The sequence below is a fragment of the Streptomyces sp. Ag82_O1-12 genome (assembly GCF_900182715.1).
Taxonomy (GTDB): domain Bacteria; phylum Actinomycetota; class Actinomycetes; order Streptomycetales; family Streptomycetaceae; genus Streptomyces; species Streptomyces massasporeus.
In genome coordinates this window covers 6,532,878-6,551,457 of sequence record NZ_FXUW01000001.1, presented here as the reverse complement: position 1 = coordinate 6,551,457, position 18,580 = coordinate 6,532,878, and the positions used below count along the sequence as shown (strand labels likewise).

At 72.1% G+C, this 18,580-nt stretch carries 15 protein-coding genes and 2 pseudogenes; 9 read left to right on the top strand and 8 right to left on the bottom strand.

What is annotated here, in order from left to right; genetic code table 11:
* Positions 1 to 38: 38 nt before the first annotated feature.
* Both QOL88_RS29995 and QOL88_RS29990 read left to right on the top strand, forming a co-directional pair.
* Positions 39 to 3,278: an AfsR/SARP family transcriptional regulator gene (locus QOL88_RS29995; protein ID WP_097221403.1), complete on the top strand. Its 3,240-nt coding sequence runs from the start codon at positions 39 to 41 to the stop codon at positions 3,276 to 3,278.
* A gap of 16 nt (positions 3,279 to 3,294) precedes the next feature.
* Positions 3,295 to 3,647 (top strand): annotated as a pseudogene (locus tag QOL88_RS29990) (transposase); the annotation flags it as partial.
* A gap of 201 nt (positions 3,648 to 3,848) precedes the next feature.
* Here the strand turns inward: QOL88_RS29990 and QOL88_RS29985 are convergent.
* A complete protein-coding gene (locus QOL88_RS29985; RefSeq protein ID WP_097221402.1) occupies positions 3,849 to 4,682 on the bottom strand; it encodes an SDR family NAD(P)-dependent oxidoreductase in 834 nt (277 codons plus the stop codon).
* Between the two features lie 461 nt (positions 4,683 to 5,143).
* Between QOL88_RS29985 and QOL88_RS29980 the strand changes: the two genes are divergently transcribed.
* The 3 genes from QOL88_RS29980 to QOL88_RS29970 all read left to right on the top strand — a co-directional run bounded on the left by QOL88_RS29980 (position 5,144) and on the right by QOL88_RS29970 (position 7,697).
* On the top strand, positions 5,144 to 6,295 hold the full coding sequence (locus tag QOL88_RS29980; RefSeq protein ID WP_257027929.1) for a glycosyltransferase 87 family protein: 1,152 nt from the start codon (positions 5,144 to 5,146) through the stop codon (positions 6,293 to 6,295).
* A 75-nt stretch (positions 6,296 to 6,370) separates the two neighbouring features.
* Positions 6,371 to 6,499, top strand: a complete 129-nt coding sequence (locus QOL88_RS29975) for a hypothetical protein (RefSeq protein WP_257027928.1) — start codon at positions 6,371 to 6,373, stop codon at positions 6,497 to 6,499.
* 28 nt (positions 6,500 to 6,527) lie between these two features.
* Entirely contained in the window at positions 6,528 to 7,697 is a 1,170-nt protein-coding gene (locus QOL88_RS29970; RefSeq protein ID WP_097221400.1) for a glycosyltransferase family 4 protein, read from the top strand.
* 41 nt (positions 7,698 to 7,738) lie between these two features.
* Here the strand turns inward: QOL88_RS29970 and QOL88_RS29965 are convergent, their stop codons facing one another.
* Both QOL88_RS29965 and QOL88_RS29960 read right to left on the bottom strand, forming a co-directional pair.
* Positions 7,739 to 8,407 (bottom strand): LuxR C-terminal-related transcriptional regulator, encoded by a 669-nt coding sequence (locus QOL88_RS29965; RefSeq protein WP_097221399.1) that lies wholly within the window; start codon positions 8,405 to 8,407, stop codon positions 7,739 to 7,741.
* Positions 8,395 to 9,672, bottom strand: coding sequence for a sensor histidine kinase (locus QOL88_RS29960; RefSeq protein WP_097221398.1), 1,278 nt, complete (start codon positions 9,670 to 9,672; stop codon positions 8,395 to 8,397). The genes QOL88_RS29965 and QOL88_RS29960 overlap by 13 nt, the downstream gene beginning before the upstream one ends.
* A 360-nt stretch (positions 9,673 to 10,032) precedes the next feature.
* On the opposite strand from QOL88_RS29960, the gene QOL88_RS29955 reads away from it, so the two are divergent.
* Positions 10,033 to 10,305: a DUF3253 domain-containing protein gene (locus QOL88_RS29955; protein ID WP_097221397.1), complete on the top strand. Its 273-nt coding sequence runs from the start codon at positions 10,033 to 10,035 to the stop codon at positions 10,303 to 10,305.
* Positions 10,306 to 10,470: 165 nt separating this feature from the next.
* Here QOL88_RS29955 and QOL88_RS29950 read toward each other — a convergent pair.
* Positions 10,471 to 10,635, bottom strand: a pseudogene (locus QOL88_RS29950) (Fic family protein); the annotation flags it as partial.
* 295 nt (positions 10,636 to 10,930) lie between these two features.
* Between QOL88_RS29950 and QOL88_RS29945 the strand changes: the two are divergent.
* A complete protein-coding gene (locus QOL88_RS29945) occupies positions 10,931 to 12,670 on the top strand; it encodes a SpoIIE family protein phosphatase (RefSeq protein WP_097221396.1) in 1,740 nt (579 codons plus the stop codon).
* A 568-nt stretch (positions 12,671 to 13,238) separates the two neighbouring features.
* On the opposite strand, the gene QOL88_RS29940 is transcribed toward QOL88_RS29945, so the two are convergent.
* The 4 genes from QOL88_RS29940 to QOL88_RS29925 form a co-directional block, all read right to left on the bottom strand.
* A complete protein-coding gene (locus QOL88_RS29940; protein WP_097221395.1) occupies positions 13,239 to 14,087 on the bottom strand; it encodes an RNA polymerase sigma factor SigF in 849 nt (282 codons plus the stop codon).
* A gap of 125 nt (positions 14,088 to 14,212) precedes the next feature.
* On the bottom strand, positions 14,213 to 15,145 hold the full coding sequence (locus tag QOL88_RS29935; RefSeq protein ID WP_097221394.1) for an anti-sigma factor RsbA family regulatory protein: 933 nt from the start codon (positions 15,143 to 15,145) through the stop codon (positions 14,213 to 14,215).
* Complete coding sequence (locus tag QOL88_RS29930; protein ID WP_257027927.1) at positions 15,145 to 15,501, bottom strand: STAS domain-containing protein; 357 nt, start codon at positions 15,499 to 15,501, stop codon at positions 15,145 to 15,147. Before QOL88_RS29930 ends, QOL88_RS29935 begins: the two co-directional genes overlap by 1 nt.
* Positions 15,502 to 15,755: 254 nt before the next feature.
* Positions 15,756 to 16,160 (bottom strand): ATP-binding protein, encoded by a 405-nt coding sequence (locus QOL88_RS29925; RefSeq protein WP_097221393.1) that lies wholly within the window; start codon positions 16,158 to 16,160, stop codon positions 15,756 to 15,758.
* 268 nt (positions 16,161 to 16,428) lie between these two features.
* Between QOL88_RS29925 and QOL88_RS29920 the strand changes: the two genes are divergently transcribed.
* Entirely contained in the window at positions 16,429 to 16,959 is a 531-nt protein-coding gene (locus tag QOL88_RS29920; RefSeq protein WP_097221392.1) for a methanogen output domain 1-containing protein, read from the top strand.
* Complete coding sequence (locus QOL88_RS29915) at positions 16,956 to 18,536, top strand: SpoIIE family protein phosphatase (protein ID WP_097221391.1); 1,581 nt, start codon at positions 16,956 to 16,958, stop codon at positions 18,534 to 18,536. Before QOL88_RS29920 ends, QOL88_RS29915 begins: the two co-directional genes overlap by 4 nt.
* The last annotated feature ends 44 nt before the right edge of the window (positions 18,537 to 18,580 follow it).

Here is an 18,580-nt window from a genome sequence, read left to right as displayed (position 1 = left end):
GCACGTCGCACCGGTCGTCGGCCGGTTACGCTGCAATCATGGAGTTCGGGGTGCTGGGGCCGCTGGAGGTGCGCACGGACGGGGGGCGTGTCGTGCGGGTACCCGAAGTCAAGGTGCGCATGCTCCTCGCCGATCTGCTCGCCCACCACGGGCAGGTCGTTCCGGCGGCGCGGCTCATCGAGGACCTGTGGGGCGGCTCGACGTTCACGGCCCGGCCGACGGCGTCGCTCCAGGCCAAAGTCTCCCAATTGCGGCGGGCGTTAAAGGACGCGGAGACGGGCGGCCGTGAACTGATCGCGCACCGGCCGCCCGGTTACGTCCTGGACGTCCCGGTCGCGGCGCTCGACGCCGGGCGGTTCCGCGACCTGGTCGCCCGGGCCAGGTCCGGCGCGGACCCGGTGACGCGGGCGGCGCTGTACACCGAGGCGCTGGCGCTGTGGCGCGGGCCGGCCTTCGCCGAGTTCGCCGACCAGCCGTCGGTGCGGCCGACCGCGGCGAGCCTGGAGGAGGAGCGCCTGACGGCGGTGGAGGAACATGCCGCGGTGCGGCTGGAGTTGGGGGAGCACAGCCTGCTGGTGGGCGAGCTGACGGAGCTGGTGGAGCAGCATCCGCTGCGCGAGGGGCTGCGGGGCGCGCTGATGTGGGCGCTGTACCAGGCGGGGCGTTCCTCCGACGCCCTCGACTGCTTCAACGATCTGCGGCGCCGGCTCGACGAGGAGCTGGGGCTGACCCCCGGCCCGTCTCTGGAGGCGCTGCAGCAGGCCATCCTGCGCCACGACCCGGCCCTGGCGAGACCGGAGCCTCCGGCGCCGTCCGCCACGGGGACGCCGGCGGGTCCGGGTCCCGCCGGTTCGGCCTCACCTCTGGTGGGCCGCGAGCAGGACCTGCGGGCGATCCGGGCGCTGCTCTTACAGCGGCGCCTGGTGACGCTCATCGGCCCGGGCGGCGTCGGCAAGACCCGGCTCGCGCAGGCCATGGCGGAGAGTCTGGCGGGCGCGTTCGGCGAGGGCACCTGGCTCGTGGAGCTCGCGGACGCCGGGGGCCCGGAGCGGTTCGCCGGCGCTGAGTCGCTGGCCGAGCAGGTGATGGCGACGCTGGGCATCCGGGAGAACACCTCGGACGACGACGCCAGGGGCCCGGCGGACCGCCTGGCGAACGCCCTGGCCGGGCGGCGGATGCTGCTCGTGCTGGACAACTGCGAACATGTCGTGGAGGGCGTCGCGCACCTGGCGGGCCTGCTGCTGGGCCGGGCACCGCACCTGCACATCCTGACGACCAGCCAGGAACCCCTGCGCACCCGGGACGAGACGGTGTACCCGGTGACGCCGCTGTCGCTGCCCCCGGAGGACGGACCGGACCTCGACGCGCTGACGAGCGCGGGCGCCGTACGTCTCTTCATGGACAGGACCAGGGCGACGGACCCGGAGTTCGTGCTCGACGCCACCACCGCTCCCCTGGTCGCCGACGTGTGCCGGCGTCTCGACGGCATCCCGCTCGCCCTGGAACTGGCCGCCACGCGCGTGCGGTCGCTGGGCATCCGGGAGCTGCACGACCGGCTCGACGACCGCTTCAAGGTGCTCAACAGCGGTTACCGGGACGCCCCGTCACGCCACCGGACGCTGCAGGCCATGCTGGACTGGAGCTGGGGGCTGCTCGACGACCGTGAACGGACCGTGCTGCGCCGGCTGTCGGTGTTCGGCGAGGGGTGCGGGCTGCGGGCCGCGGAGGAGGTGTGCTCCGGCGGCGGCGTGTCCCCCACCGACGTCCTCGACGCGCTGAGCCTGCTCGTGGAGCGCTCGCTGGCCGTCCGCACCGAAGGACCGCAGGGCCCGCGCTACCGACTGCTGGAGTCGGTCGCGGTCTACGCGCGTGACAAGCTCGCCGAGTCGGGTGAGCACGCCGGGACCGCCGCCCGGCACCTGCGCCACTGCGTCCGCCTCGCCGAGCGGGCCCGGCCGCATCTGCACGAGCGGGAGCAGTCCCGCTGGTTCCAGTACCTGGACCTGGAGACGGCCAACGTACAGCGCGCGCTGGCCGAGGCCGACCGGACCGGGGCCGCGCAGGAGGCACTGCGCCTGGTCAACTCGCTGACCTGGTACTGGTACGTCCGCGGCCGGCTGGGCGAGGCCCGCAGGGCGCTGGCGACGGCCCTGGACACGGCGGGCGAGGCCGCGCCCGAGGAGCGCGTGGAGGCGGAGTTCTGGTACACGGGCATCCGGCTGCTGCTCGGCGAGCACGACGGGGAGTGCGCCGTCCTGGAGGAGGAGTACCCGCCCGAGTCCACCCTGGAGTCGACCAGGGCGCAGTGGTTCCTGGCGCACGCGCAGTGGACGGTGGGGGCCCTGGTCGAGGGCGAGCAGCGGGTCGAGCGCGTCCTGGTCCGCTTCCGTATCCTGCGCGACGCGTGGGGCACCGCCGCCGCGCTGACCACCCGCGCATGCTTCGCCCTGGCCCGCGGGGACCTGGAGTCGCTGCGCGGCAACACCGAGGAGGCCCGCGCCCAGTTCGCCGAACTGGGCGATCTGTGGGGCCGGTTGAAGACGACGGACGTGCTCGGCAGGCTCGCCGAGATCAACGGCGACTACGACCTGGCGGCCCAGCTGCACCGGGAGAGCCTGCGGATCGCCCAGGCCCTGGAGACCTGGCCCGAGATGTCCACGAAGCTGTCGGGTCTCGGCAGGATCGCGCTTCTCACCCAGCGCTACGACGAGGCCGACGACCTGCACAGGCGTGCCCTGCGGATCGCGGTCGGGCAGGGCAACCAGCCGGCCGAGCAGTTCGCCGCGCTGGGCCTGGCGCTGAGCGCCCGCCGCCGGGGCAGCCTCGACGCCGCCGAGGAGTGGCTGCGCCCCTGGCTCGCCTGGAACCGCCGCCGCGGTGACGGCCCCGGCCTCGCGCTGGTCCTGGCGGAACTGGGCTTCATCGCCGAACAGCGCGGCGACGCCGACCGGGCCCTGACCCACCACCGGGACGGCCTCGCCGCCGCCGCGACGACCAAGGACCCCCGCTCGGTCGCTCTGGCCCTCGAAGGGCTGGCCGGCGCCTACTCCCTGGCAGGCGCCCCGCACCGCGCGACCCGCCTCCTCGGCACGGCGGCGGCGACCCGGGAACGGGCGGGCGCCCCGCACCCCCCGGCGGAACGGGGCGACGTGCAACGCATCGCGGCCCGCCTGCGCGCCACGATGGACAAGGCGACGTACACGCGCGAGTTCACCGCCGGCACCCGACGCACCCACGAGGCGGAAGCCCTGGCGGAGACAGGCCCGCGGGAACCGTGAGGCCGGGAAGGGTCCGGCAGTACGTCGGAGGCTGGTCACCCTGCTGCGGCCGAAGGCTCCGAGATGGCCGAGCGGCTGGTCGACGACATCTTCGACGCGCTGGACGAGCAGACCGTCACCGTTCCGGGGACCGAGGCGGCCGCGCTGATCGTCCCGAGCCTTGCCGGGTCCCTGACCGCCGTGCTCGACCAGCGCAAGCTGCTGGCCGGACGGATCGAGGAACTGCCGGCAGCCCACCCTCTTTCGAAGGTTCTGACCTCGATGCCGGGAGTCGGCGTCAGGACCGGAGCCCGCATCCTGATCGAGGTCGGCGACGGCAGCACCTTCCCGACCGCCGGCCACCTCGCCGCTTACGCAGGACTCGCCCCCGCTAGGGCCTGTCGTTTGGATCAGGCCGCAGGAAACTGACGGTGCGGGTCGATGCCGGTGAGCGGGGTCTGGTGCGTGCAGCTGCAAGGCGGAGGAGGGCGTCGACGCGGAGCGTCGGCAACCGACGACAACGCGGCAGATGTGCGTGCCAGACCCCGCGTCTGCGGCGTGATCCAAACGACGGGCCCTAGGTCCGGGCCGCTATAGAGGAGTTCCGGGCGTATCGTCGTGGCGGGGCGCGACACGGAAGTCGAACGCCAGCGTCCCGGGATCCAGGGCCGTCGCCCCGCCGTCGACGGTGAGCACGGCGCCGTTCACATAGGACGCCGCCGGGGACAGCAGCCAGCTGATGGTCTCCGCGATCTCGCGCGGCTCACCGGGACGCCCCAGGGGAAGAAGCCCGGTCACCTCCTCATAGGCGCCGTCCACGCCCTCACCCCGCAGGTCCGCCTCGGCGGCGAAGCGCGCCATGCGGCGGTCGGCCATCTCGCTTCTCACCCAGCTCGGACACACGATGTTGGCCCGCACCCCCTGACGCCCGTAGTCGACGGCGACCGAACGGCAGAGCTGGAGCAGGGCCGCCTTGGACGTGGCGTACGGGGCGTTGCTCGTACCGTTGCGCAGGGCGGACACCGAAGCGACGGCGACCACCGCACCCCTCGCCTCCAGCAGGTGCGGGATCGCAGCACGCAGAAGCAGAAGCGGGCCGGTGACGTTGGTGCGCATCACCTCGTCCCAGTCCTCCAACGACAGGTCGCCCACGGACCCGCCGCGCCCGATGCCCGCGTTGAGCACGAGTCCGTCGAGTCGTCCGTACGCGGCCAGGGCCGCCTGGACGAGACCGTCGGCGGCCTCCGGGTCCCTCACGTCGGAGGGGTGCGCAAGCACCCCGATCTCCTTCTCGAGGCGGCGCAACGGCTCGCTCCGCCGGCCCGAGACGACCACATGGTGACCTCCTTCGCGCAACAGCCGGGCGGTGGCTTCCCCGATGCCCGAGCCTCCACCGGTCACGACAACAACTCGTCCGTCAGTCACAGCTGTTCTGGCTCCTTCGAGATCATGAGACGCATCCGAGCCTAGGGCCGACCGATCCCCAGTTGACGACTCCTCACCGCGGTCGTGGGTCCTTCCGGTGCGGGCAAGAGCGCCCTTCCGCGGTGCGCTTCGGGTCTGGAACGGTCGGCAAGATCGACGATCCGACGGCCGACGAGGTCGCCGCCGAACTCGCGCGACAGCCAACGGGGTCAGGGCTGACTCCCCGACTCCTCGACCGGTGCGACGGGACGCCCGATGGTGGGGAAAACCCGACCGTCAGGTCTCGACCTGGCCGTCATGACCCGACCCGACGCTCCGGATGCAATGGACGGGTGCTGATTCATCGGGCTCAACTTCGTGCGGACAAGCGGAAATCGTGGTGCGGCGGCTGGCTCGTGGCAGCCGCCTGGGCCGCTGTCTTTCCGTTCATCATGGCGCCCGAGCCGCATCGTGTGTGGGGCATGAGCGCCTGCCTGGGTTACCTCTGCGCGGCGGTCGCCGCGCTGTCGTCGCGACCGCGCGGCCGCGCCCTCTCGGTCTGCCTGGCCCTCGGTGGGGCCGTCGTCGTGCCCTTCGTGCTCCTGGTGCTGACCGGCACGGCGCAGAGCGAGGTCGGCGTGGTCGAGCGCTCCGGGCTGCTGACCTTGCGCCAGGCCACGCCGTACCTGCCCGAACCGCACACGGTGGGCGAGGTCACCCCGTACCTGCCGGGCATGGCCGTGTTCGGGCTGCCGCGCGCGGTGCTGGGCGAGAGCGGTCCTCTGCCCGGGGTGCTGGGTGACGCCCGGCTCTGGTGCGCCGTGGCGTTCCTCGGCTGCCTGTGGGCCGCTCGGCATGTGATCCGGCGCCCGGCCGGCGGCCCCTCGGCGGTCGGCGGCGGCGCGTCGCATGGCTACGCGGTCGGCGCGTTCGTCGCCTCGCCGGCCGTGTCGCTTCCGCTCTGTGTCAGCGGCGTTGACCTGCCGCTGACCGGACTGCTGTTCCTCGCACTGGCGTTCGCGGCGCGACGTCGGCCGGTGGCCGCCGGGCTGGCGCTCGCCGCCGCCTGCTCCCTCAAGTGGACGGCCTGGCCCGCCGTCGCGGTCGCCGTGACGCTGCTCGCCCACCACGGAGGGACCCGGGCGGCCGTGCGCGGGGCGGCCGTGGCGGTGGGGGGCACGGTCCTGCTCGTTCTGCCGAGCGCGCTGTTGTCACCGGGGCCCCTGGTGCAGCAGGTGTTCGCCTTCCCGACCGGGCGCGGGCCGTTCGAGACCCCGGCGGCCAGTCCGCTGCCGGGCCGGTTGCTCGCCGGCCTCGGGCCGGCCGGTTGGTACGCGGCGGTCGCACTGCTGCTGGCCGGCGGGCTGGCCGTCTTCGTGTCCCTCCTGGTCCGGCCGCCGCACGACCTCGTGTCGGCCGCCGACCGGCTCGCCGTCGGCCTGTGCGTAGCGTTCCTCCTCGCGCCCGCCGGGCGCTTCGGGTATCTCGCCCTGCCGGTCACCCTGGCCGTGCTCGCCCGGCTGGTGGGCGGCGCCCGCCGTGCGAGGCCCGCGCACGACCTCGTCGTACGGACCTCCCGGCCTGCTCGCCCGGCCCCGGTTCCCGCCGCGCGGGGTGAGAGCTCGCGGTTCTGAAAAGCGGCTCGGCCGCGCCGCCACCGGCCCACGCTGCTGCTGGAGATCGAGCGCCGTCACCTGGCGCAGTACGGCGTGCAACCGGCAGCCGTCCTGCGGCACTTGCGCGGCCTCGGCTATCAGGTCCATCGCCGGCGGCGCGGCCACTGGGTCCCCGTCGCCCACGTCACCGACGACTGCCGCAACCACCTCTTCACCGCCTGACCACCCCTTCCCTAAGGCAGCGACCACCATGGGCACCACCCTGATCGTCACCAACGACTTCCCGCCCCGCCAAGGCGGCATCGAGACCTTCGTCCACGCCATGGCGACCCGCGTCCCGGGCAATGACGTGGTCGTCTACACGTCCGGCGAGCCGGGTGCCGCCGCGTACGACGCCGCTCTGCCGTTCCCGGTGCTCCGGGACCCCAGCCGCATGCTGCTGCCCACCCCCAGGGTGACCCGCCGCACGCTGGAGATCGCCCGGCGGCACGGCTGCGACCGGGTCTGGTTCGGGGCCGCCGCGCCGCTCGCTGCGATGGCGCCCGCACTGCGGCGCGGCGGGATACGGCGGATGGTCGCCACGACGCACGGTCACGAGATCTGGTGGGCGCGCACACCGGGCGCCAGGCGGGTGCTGCGGCGCATCGGCGAGCACGTGGACGCCGTGACGTACCTCGGCGAGTACACCCGGCGCCGCATCGCGCCGGCGCTGGGGCCGCGGGCCGCACTGGTACGGCTGGTTCCGGGCGTGGACGCGGCGACGTTCCTGCCCCTCTCCGGCCGGGCCCGGGAGATCCGGGAGCGGCACGGCATCGTGGGCCGCAAGGTCGTTCTGTGCGTCTCCCGGCTGGTCCGGCGCAAGGGGCAGGACACGCTGATACGGGCGCTGCCCGCCATACGGCGGGCCGTGCCGGAGGCGGTGCTGGTGATCGTGGGCAGCGGCCCGGAGGAGGAGCGGCTGCGCAGGCTCGCGCGCCGGTACGCCGACGGACACGTGGTGTTCGTCGGCGGGCTGGACCACGAGGCGACGGCCCCGTACTACGCGGCGGCGGACGTGTTCGCCATGCCGTGCCGGACCCGGAAGGCCGGGCTCGAGGCGGAGGGGCTCGGCATCGTGTTCCTGGAGGCGGCGGCCGGCGGACTGCCCGTGGTCGCCGGGGACTCGGGGGGTGCGCCGGACGCGGTCGTCGACGGGGTGACGGGCACCGTCGTGGACGGCGCGGACACGGGGGCCGTGGCCCGCGCCGTGTCCGGGATCCTGCGCACCCCCGAGAGGGCCGCGGCGATGAGCGAGTCCGGCCGGGCATGGGTGACGTCGCAGTGGTCCTGGGACGCGTCGGCGCAGCTGTTGACGCGACTGCTCTCCCCGGGCGCCGACCTCGAGGCGGCCGTGCCCGGCCGGGGCGACGGGGAGGGCTGACACGGTTCCGGCCCTCCCCGGGGCAGCCGTCGGTGCCCCGGTCAGACCTGCGGGGCCTCCCGGCGGAGGTGGGCGAGGACCGCCAGGACTCGCCGGTTGCCCTCGGCCGGGTCGAGATCCAGCTTCATGAAGATGTTGCTCGAGTGCTTCACCACCGACGCCTCCGTGATGGTGAGCCGCTGCGCGATCGCCTGGTTGTTGAGCCCCTCCGCCATGAGAGCCAGCACCTCCCGCTCGCGGGGCGTGAGGCGCCGCAGCGGTTCGTCGGCGGTCCGCTGCTGGAGCAGCACCCGGACCACCTCCGGGTCGATCACGGTCTGCCCGCCGGCCACGCGGTCCAGGGCGTCGAGGAAGTCGGTGACCTCCCCGACCCGGTCCTTCAGCAGGTACCCGAGTCCTCCCTCGGCCGACGAAGCGCCGCTGAACAACTGCGTCGCGTAGGCCGTGGCGACGTACTGCGACAGCACCACGACCGGCAGGCCCGGGTGCCGACTGCGCAGTTCCAGGGCCGCCTTCAGCCCTTCGTCGCGGAAGCCGGGCGGCATCCGCACATCGGTGATGACCACGTCCGGCCGGTCGGCGTCCACGGCGCGCGCCAGTTCTCCGGCGTCCCCGACGGCGGCGGTCACCACGTGCCCGACTCGGGACAGCAACTCCACCAGACCGGCGCGCAGCAGGACGGCGTCCTCGGCGAGCACTACGCGGAGCACGGCACCTCCACCCGCAGTCGGGTCGGTCCGCCGACGGGACTGGTCACGGCGAGTCTCCCTTTGAGAATGGCCACACGGTCCGCCAATCCTTGCAGACCGGCTCCGGCTGCCGGGTCCGCGCCGCCGTGCCCGTTGTCGGTGATAAGCAGGACGAGTGTGTCGTCGCGCAACCGGCCCACGACGCTGACCTGGTCGGCGCCGCTGTGCTTGGAGGCGTTCGTCAGCGCCTCGGTGACGGTGAAGTAGGCCGTCGTCTCGACCGCCGACGGCAACCGGTCCGGCAGGTGGATGTCCACGGTCACCGGGATCGGGTTGCGCAGGGCCAGTTCGGACACGGCGGCCGACAGTCCGTGGTCGGTGAGGACCTGGGGGTGGATGCCGCGCACCAGGGAACGCAGCTGGTCCAGTGCCTGGCGGGCCTCGCCTCGGGCGCGGGCGATGAGGGGGGTGGCCGGCGAGTCCTGGCCGCGCAGCTCCAGTTCGGCCAGCCCCAACGTCATGCTGAGCGCCACGAGTTGCTGCTGGGCGCCGTCGTGCAGATCGCGTTCGATACGTCGCCGCTCCGCTTCGAACGCGTCGACCAAGCGGGCGCGGGAACGGGTCAGTTCGATGACCCGGCTGCTCAAGTCCTCGTCCCGCGCCGACAGCAGGGACTGGGCGACCCACACCTGCGCGCCGGCGAGGAGTCCGCCCACGTAGGCGGAGACGAGCAGTCCGAGCAGGCCCGCGGCGCTGCCGGGCAGGGCCGCGACGGGGTCGGAGATGGGCCGGCCGGGCACCAGCATCACGGTGTCGGGCGCGATCGCCCACACGATGACCGGAGTCGCCGTCAGCAGCACCGACAGGCCCAGCAGGGCGGCGAAGCCGATCCCCGTGGCGGTGAAGACCACGCCCAGGGCGAGGGTGTACCCCAGTTCCCGCCAGGTGGCCCGCTCGCGCAGCCGGGTGCGCAGCCAGGGCCAGGCCCCCGTGCCGGGGAGCGAACCGTGGGGGTCGAGAAGCGGTTCCGGTTCGACGAGCCGTAACCGGTGCCGTTCCAGCGCGGCGACGGGAATGCCCAGCACGGCGACTCCCATGAGGACGAGCAACCCGACGCCCACGACGGACAGTCCCACCCCCACGAAGAGGAGGACCGTCAGCAGGAGCAGGGCGAAGAAGCCCACGACGGTGCCGCTCAGCAGGAACGCCCAGCACCGCGGCGGCCAGGTGGAGAGGGCGAAACGCAGGGGGCGTGTCCGCAGGGCTTCCCAGACGGCGACGGTCATGGTGCGTATCCTCCGGGCCGTGCGCGGACGGGTCCGCCGGTCACTCTAATCAGCCGCCGGCCTCGGCGGACGGTAGGGAAAACCCGCCCCCCAGGACTCTTCGCAGCTCCACTGACCCGGGCGGCCCGTGCTGCTGGACTGGAAGCATCTTCTCTCGACGAGGCGATCGGCGTCCTCGCCCCGGGCCTTCCGGTCGAGGCGATCGTGACGCACACCTTCTCCCCCGCCGAGTCCCGAACCGCCTTCGAGACGGCCCCCGACCGTCGCCTCCAAGGTCCTGCTGGACCTGCGGACGCCCGCCTGACGCACCGGGCGAGGCGAGCGTCGTCCGCCCGTACGAGCGGGTGCACACTGGATGGCGTGGCGGAGACGGAGCGGCAGCTCACCCGGCGGCTGGAGCAGGTCATCATGAACCTGCTGGAGCGACGTGCGGCCACGTCTTCGATCTGTCCGTCCGACGCCGCCCGCGAGGCCTACGAAGGCGACGACGAAGGCTGGCGAGCCCTGATGGAACCGGCCCGTCGAGCGGCCTGGAGCCTGGCGGCGGCCGGAAAGGCCGAGGTGACCCGGTCCGGCCGCCCCGTCACGGAAACCGACGCCCGCGGCCCCATCCGCATCCGCCGCGCACGCTGACAGAAACCCCAGCGCCGCCCCTGCCGAACCACAGGGTCAGGGGCTCTTGCCCGCGGGCTACAGGATCGCCATCGCCACGCACTCCACGTGGTGCGTCATCGGGAACAGGTCCCACGAGGCGCCAGTCGACAGCCGCAGGTCAGCGCGGGTAAGCCGAGGCTCCGTCGCGAGCCAGGCGGTGCGCTCGTTGCCGTCGATCAGCGCGCGACAGCGGGCGACGGAGTGCAGCAGTGCCGCAGCCTTCTCGTGCGGCGTGGGATACAACAGCCCCTCGGCCATGGTCGTCCTGCTGGGCGCCATCGCACTGAGCCGGACATCCTTCGGCGCCCGCTACGCGACGGCCTCCACCGCTCTCGCCGTCCTCACCGTAGGCATCAGTCTCACGTTGCGAAGCCTGCTCACACTCTGAACCCGAGAAACGCAAGCGGAGGACGACCGCTGTGCAGGTCACGGTGTTGGACGACTCTGCCCACCTGCACCCGTGACCGTATTCGCGACGTCAACGGCAGCTTCCTCCTGCCCCACCATGACGTGCTCGAGCAGTCGCGGGCGGGAATGAGCCTTCGGTGCATGGCGGAGTCCGGTTGGGGTACTCGGCCCAATTCGGGCTGAACAGAGGAGGGATATGGACGACGTCGCCGCTCCCGGCAGGGGAACTGTTCCCCTGTCCGGGCATCAGGCTCGTTCTGGCGCCCTGCTCGACGGAACGCTGGAAAACCTGCGGGCGCCCGCCTTCGCGGTCGATGACGATGGCCTCATCGTCACGGTCAACAGCGCGGCCCGGAGCCTGCTGGACAGGGAAGCCTCAGAACTCGTCGGTCAGGACTTCCACGACCTGCTGCACCGGGACAGATACGGGCACTCGGTGCCGCGTACGCGCTGCCGGATGAGGAAGGCGCTCCTCACGGGAGACACCAGGCACGGCGACGCCGAGTGGTTCGCCCGTGGGGACGGCACTCTCGTCCAGTTGTCCTGGCTGGTCACGCCCTATGCGCCCGCTCCGGGCGGGACAGGTGCGCTGGCGCTGCTGTACGAGGCCAAGCAACCGGACGGTCGCCACAGCGACGGTGGGCACTCCGCGCCGCTGACCGAACTGGACCGACTGGCTCTGCTGGCGGAGACGACCACGCAGCTCACATCCACCCTTGACGTCGACGAGGCGCTGCACCGGCTGGCGGCCCTGACCGTGCCCCGGCTCGCGGACTGGGCAGTCTTCGACCTGCTCACCGAACGTGACGAAGTGCGACGTTTCCTCGTGATGGAGCACAAGGACGGCATTCTGGTCGAGCGGGACGACCTGCAGGGTCCGATGCCTCCGGTGCCGGCGGAGTCGCCGATGCCCCTGTCACGGGCCCTGCGCGGCGCCGCCTCTTCCCTCGCCGGTCCCGCCACCTACCAAGGTCCGCCCGACTCCGGCATAGCGGTCGAGCAGCAGCGCCTGTTCACCGCGACAGGTATGCACTCCGCCGTCATCGCACCCATTCGCGGGCTGCGCGACGTACTCGGCGCCCTGACCCTGGGCCGCGCCCAGCGTCATGACGCCTTCACCCCTGCCGACCTGCCGCTGCTGGAGGACCTCACCCGCCGGGCAGGCCTGGCGCTGGACAACGCGCGCCTGTACCAGCGCCAGCGCACAGTCGCCGAGACCATGCAACGGCATCTGCTGCCCCAGCTGCCCGTCCTGCCGGGGCTGGAGATGACCGCGCGCTACGTACCCGCTCCGGACGCCTCGTCCGTGGGCGGTGACTGGTACGACGCCTTCGCTCTGGCCTCCCACGCCCACGCACTGGCCATCGGCGACGTCGTCGGACACGATCTCGACGCCGCGGCCGGCATGGCGCAGGTCCGCAACATGCTGCGTGCCTTCGCCTGGTCCCACCCCGAGGCCGCACCAAGCGCCGTCGTCACACGGCTCGACGATGCCGTGATGCACATAGCCGAGGTACCCATGGCCACCGTGATCCTCGCCAGGCTCACCCTCGGGGATGACACACGGTGGCGCCTACGCTGGACGAACGCCGGCCACCCGCCGCCTCTGCTCGTCACGCACGACGGTCAGACCCGCTACCTCGACGAGGCTCACGGCATACTCCTCGGAACCGGACTCACCAGACCTCGCCCCGACGCCGTCACCGTCCTGCCGCCTCAGGCCACGCTCCTGCTCTACACCGACGGGCTGGTCGAATCGCCGCACCACTCCATCGACGAGGGGCTTGACCGGCTGCGCCGGCACGCGGCCTCCCTCGCCCATCGCCCCCTCGACTCCTTCTGCGACTTGCTGCTGGACCAGGTCCGCCCCAGCGACAACGATGACGACGTCGCCATGATCGCGCTGCGCACACCCCCTCCCGGTGGACCCGCCTGACCCGCGTGTGGGGCAGACCGAGGGGGCGCACCGGAAGACTGTCGAATCTCCTGAGCCGGTGGGCTGAGGCTTCGAACGCCTCTCTCCGCCACGCGAGAGACTTCGCGCGACGCAGGCCCCGCACTGCCCATCGCCCTGTCCGGACTCTCGTTCGGCGGGACCACGGGGAGGGTGAGTCGGGTGGGCGTCAGGCGTGGGGGTGTGACGACGACCTTGCCGCTGGGCAGTACGCCCGCGGCGGCGTCAGCGTGCAGGACCGGCAGCTCGGCCGACGGCACCCGCCGGGCGACCTCGACGCGCAGCTCGCCGCCGTCGATCAGCTCCACCAGGTGCGACAGCTGCTCCGCGTCGCTGCGGACGAACAGGTCGGCGCCCGTACGCCGCGCTCCTCGTCGGTGGGCGCGGGCATCCACACGGTGGTGTTCACCAGGACACCACCGGGGCGGATCAGGCCGAGGAGCGCGGCCGGCTGTCCGCCGGATGCCGTCCGGAGACCCTGGGCCCGACCAGGGTCTCCGGACGGCATCCGCCGACGGACTCGGACCGGGCATCGCGTTGCCGGTGGGCCTCAGCGGTGGGTGAGCATGCCTTCACGCAGGCGGTTCAGGGTCCGTGACAGGAGCCGGGAGACGTGCATCTGGGACACGCCCAGGTGCTCGCCGATCTGGGCCTGGGTGAGTTCTTCCACGAACCGCATGTGGATGATCTGCCGGTCCCGCTCATCGAGTTCGGCGAGCAGCGGGGCGAGAGCGTGGAAGTCCTCCACCAGTTCCAGCGCCTGGTCTTCGGCGCCGATGAAATCCTGCAGGGCGCTCTCGCCGTCCTCGCTCCCGCCGATCGTGGCGTCCAGGGAGGAGGAGTTGTAGCCGTTGGCGGCCAGCCGGGCCTCCCGCACCTCTTCCTCGGACAGGCTCATCAGCTCCGACAGCTCCTGGACCGTGGGCGTACGGCCCAGCCGGCTTCGCAGCTCCTCGGTGGCGCGGGCGAGTTCGACGCGGGCCTCCTGAAGGCGGCGCGGCACGTGCACGGCCCAGGTGGTGTCGCGGAAGAACCGCTTGATCTCGCCCACGATGTAGGGGATCGCGAACGAGGTGAACTCCACTTCGCGCGTCAGCTCGAACCGGTCGATGGCCTTGATCAGGCCGATCATGCCGACCTGGACGATGTCCTCCATCTCCTCCGCGCCGCGGCTGCGGAAACGGCCGGCCGCGTAGCGGACCAGGGACATGTTCATCTCGATCAGCGTTCCGCGGGCGTAGCTGTACTCGGGGGTGCCCTCTTCCAGGACCGTCAGCTGTTCGAAGAAGAGCCGGGAGAGCTGGCGAGCGTCCTTGGGCGCCACCCGGGAGGGGTCGGCGACCTCCGGCAGCTCGCTCGTTCGTGCGTCCAGTGCCGCCGGAATGCTCTTGAGCGCCATGCTGTGCCCCTCCCAAAGTTCGAGCCGACCGCTACCGCTTGCAAAACGGCCGACGGCGCACCGCCTACCCCGTCTTCCCGTACCTATACCTGTGCCGTGTTGAGCGGCCCGGCACAGTGTCGTGGTCAACCGGGGAGGTAGCAGCGAATGGTGGTGCCGTCGGGGCCGGTGTGGACACGGACGAGATCGGCGAGCTGGTGGACGAGCAGGAGTCCACGGCCGCCGGGCTGCGTGGGATGCGGCGGGCGGCGGCCGGCCAACGGATCGGTCAGCTGTCCGCCGTCGTGTACCTCGCAGACGATCCGGCCGCTCTCGGCCCAGATCCGCACGGTCCCCGAGCCGGCGCCATGGACGACGCTGTTGGTGGTCAGCTCCGCCACCGCGAGTTCCAGATCTCCGAGGCTCGCCCCGGACACGCCCAGGGAGCGCGCCTGGGACACGGCGAAGTCGCGCGTGTCGGGCAGTGTCTGGGCGGCGAACGGGCGAGCCGCTGCTTCGAGGGGGGCGAGCAGTGGCTCGTTGTAGCGGGCGATGATCCGCTCGGGGCCGTAGGCGGTGGATTGCGTCTGGCCATCGGCGTCGATGACGACCGGGTGGGTCGCCAGGGCGTCGCTGAGGGCCTGCTTGTCCAGCTGCCCGGCGTCGTAGGGGCACAGGATGGTTACCGCGCGCCCGGTGAAAGCGGTGTTGATCAGCGCCTCGTGCTGGACGCACGCGGGGTATTCGACGGCGGAACGACCCTGCCAGATCGGTTCGCCGATGATGCGGACCCGGCGGGCGCTCGGCTGGGCGTCGGCGAACTTGCGCAGCACGTTGGGGATGATGCGGCCGGGGTTGCGGCCGGCCTGAGTCATGTCGATGAAGCGCACCTGGGCTGCTCGCTCACCCAGCCCCTCGCGGATCAGTTCCAGTCGATCCGGCGGCGCGGCGACGGCCGCGGGCTCACCGGCGTCCAGTCCTTCCCGCAAGAAGGGAACCGTGCCCTCGATGTACTGGTCCGCCCCCTCGTAGAACAGTGCGGGGTGGACGAACGGCTCGTGCGAGGTGGCGGTGCTCATCACGCAGCCACCTCGATCGCGGCGATACCGGGCCAGAAGAGCTCGAGTATGCGCGGCAACTGTGGCGGTGGTCGGTGAAGCACGATCCGCTGCCCCTCGGGGAGACGCTGGGCGGTGACCGCCAGGTCTGTGACGCCGGCCACATCCACGAACCGCACCCGGGACATATCCACATGCAGCACGTCCGTGCGCCGCTCGACCAGCTGGTTAAGCGCCTGCTGCCATGCGGACCGTGTGTTCATGCTGATCTCCCCTGTCGCCCCCAGCCCCGAACTGTCGGGCAACGGATCGATCTGCAGTACCGCGTCACGTGACGGCGCGACGGGGGTCCCGCCCTCGCCGGGTACGACATCCACGCTCTTGCCCCCCCCCAGTTCCCCTGGCTCGGCCGCACGGCGGCTCTACCGGTCACCTCGCACGATACTCGGTCGGGTACCGCGGACGCCCAGTCCGGCCGAGCGAGGGACTCGGGCCGACCCTGGCCTGCACGGGTCCCGGTGAGAAGAGCCGGTGGAGCTCATGCGACCGAGTCGGTGTCCTCCCGCAGTAGCCGCCCATGAGGACTCACGCCAGCCGCCCATGCTGACTCCCGCCGAAGAGGGGGGCGATCTCAGGGAGCGGGGCTGAGTTCGGCCCAGACCGTTTTGCCGGGGTGGCGCGGGATGACGCCCCAGCGGTGCGCGAGCCGATCGAGGAGCTGCATGCCGAAACCGCCGGGCTCGGTGTTCTTGGTGACACGCATGCGCGGCCAGCGGTCGCCGGAGTCGCTGACCGCGATGCGCAGCAGCCGGCCGTTCCAGGTGAGTCGGATCAGGGGTGAGCCGGCGCCGTGGCGGATGGCGTTGGTGATCATTTCCGAGACGAGCAGCTCGGCATTCTGGATCATCCGGTGCTGGTGCAGCGGGCCGCCGAAACCTTCCACGCAGTCGCGGACCCAGTGCCGGGCGGCCGCGATGCTCGCCGTGACGGCGGGGAAACGCGACTCGCAGGACGGGATGGTCGATTCGCCGTTCATGAGGTTCCTCCAGCCTGGGTGGCGGCCCCGCTCTGCCGCCCGCCGGCGCTGCGTACAGCCGGCCGCAGTCGTCTGCCGGGTTACCACTGCCTGCCTGGTGAACCATCCGTGTCCGTCGGGTGACGGGCTGATCCTGTGAAGGGTTGACCGCCGCTGTCGACGGGACTGGTGGTGGAGGGCTGAAGGGCGCTGGCAGAATCATCCCGTCACACGACATGAGGTCACGCCGGTGGCGTTGCCGCCGGGGCCCGAGGGTGAGGGAGCCGGCATGGAAAAGGTTTCGGATGTGGAGATTCCCCTGGACCGTGACGTGTTCCTGCGGACTTTGGTACGCGAGTTGGCGACGTCGCTGGAGTCGGTGATCGGCCTGGAGGAGGCGTCCGGCTACGTCAGTCTCGTGGGGCAGGCCGTCGGCACGCAGATCGACGAGATGTACCTCAAGGCACTGGGAACCGAACGGCTCACGGGTGAGCAGGTCGCCGAGGCGCTCGTGGACCTCAAGCGCCGTATCAACGGTGACTTCTACGTCATCGAGCACGACGAGACGAAGATCGTGCTGGGCAACCGGGTCTGCCCGTTCGCGGAGAAGGTGGTGGGCCGGGAGTCGATGTGCATGATGACGTCCAACGTCTTCGGCACCGTCGCCGCCCGCAATCTGGGCTACGCGCGGGTGGAGCTGGAGGAGACCATCGCGCGCGGCGACACGGGCTGCCGGGTGGTGGTGCACCTGGTGCCCGACGTGGATGTCGACACGGTGAGTGGCCGTGAGTACTTCGGCGACCGGACTGTGGCCCCATGACCCTTGGCCTCTTCCGGGCCATCACCAGACCGCTGCCCCATCCGGTGCTGTTGTGCGGGGCCGACGGCCGCGTCCTGGCCGCCAACCCTGCGGCCGTCCGCTGTGACGACCGGCTGCGTCCGGGCACCAGCGTGTTCGATCTACGGCCGGACGACACCCCGCGGCTGCGTCAGCAGCTGGCGGTGTGGCTGCGCAGCGGCAGCCCCGTGCCCGGCGCGCTGGTCCTCAAGGACGCCGACGGCCGCACGCGGCGCTTCCGCTGTCACGGGGCGCGGGCCACATGGTGGGACGGCCCGCAGCCGGCTCTGCAGCTGCATCTCGTCGAGGCCGGGGCGTCGGACCAGTTCGTCGTGCTCAGCCAGCAGGTGGAGGCACTGAACCGGGAGGTGGCCTTCCGCCGGGCCACCGAAGTGGACCGGGCGCGGCTGCTGGCCGCTGAACAGGCCGCCCGTGCCCGGTTGCAACACCTGTACGACCTGACCGCCGCCCTGGCCGGAGCGATCACCCTCGCGGAGGTTTCCCGCGCTGTCAGCGAGGTGGCGCCGGCCGCCCTGGGGGCCACCGCGGCGGAGCTCTATCTGCACGCGGCACGGCTGGTACCGCCCCTCCAGCCGGAGGACAGCAGCCTTCCGGTCGGCGCGGGCGGCTGGACCGACCTGGACCGGCCCTCTTCCTCGGACGGCCCGCTCACTCGTGAAGCCGCGGACGCGGTTCCCCTGGCCCTGTCCCTGGAGGCGGACGGCGTCCACCTGGGCATGCTGATCGTCTACGGCTCGGACAGCTCCACCGCTCCCGAGCATGTGACGGCCGTGGCGCAGCAGATCGCCCAGGCCCTGCGCCGGGCGGGCCTGCACGAACACGAGCATCGGGTCGCCGAACGCCTGCAGCTCAGCCTCCTGCCCCAGCTGCCACAGCTTCCCGGCCTGGAGACGGCCACCTGCTACGCCCCGGGCGGTGACCTGCTCTCGGTCGGCGGCGACTGGTACGACGTCTACGACGTGGACGCCGATCACATCGGCCTGAGCATCGGCGACGTCGCCGGCCACGGACTGCACGAAGCGACCGTCATGGCCCAGGTCACCGCCGCCCTGCGCAACATCGTGCCGCGCTGCGGCACCGACCCTGCCGCCGTCCTCGACGAAGTCAACACCTTCCTCGGCCGCTATCACCCGGAGCGGATGGCCACCGCCTGCTACCTGGTCTTCGATCGCCGCACCCGCACCCTGAGGTACGCCACCGCCGGCCACCCGCCGCCGCTGCTCATCCACGCCGACGGCTCCAGCACCTACCTCGCCCACGCCACCTCCCCGCCCCTCGGCCCCGTCCGGGGCATCCGCTACCGGCAGGCCGACACCACCGTGGCCGAGAGCGACACGCTGCTGCTGTACACCGACGGGCTGATCGAGCGCCGTCGCGAAGACCTCGCCATCGGGATGCGGCGACTGACCGATTTCGCCCGCACCACCAGCGGCCTGGACATCGCCGAGCTGTGCGACCGATTCCTGCACCACCAGCCCGAGGCGGCGTTCCCCGACGACCGGGCCCTGCTCACCGTTCGCTTCCCCTCACCGTCCTGACATGCCCTGCTCCGCCGACCCGGCTCCAGGGTCTTCCCGTTCGG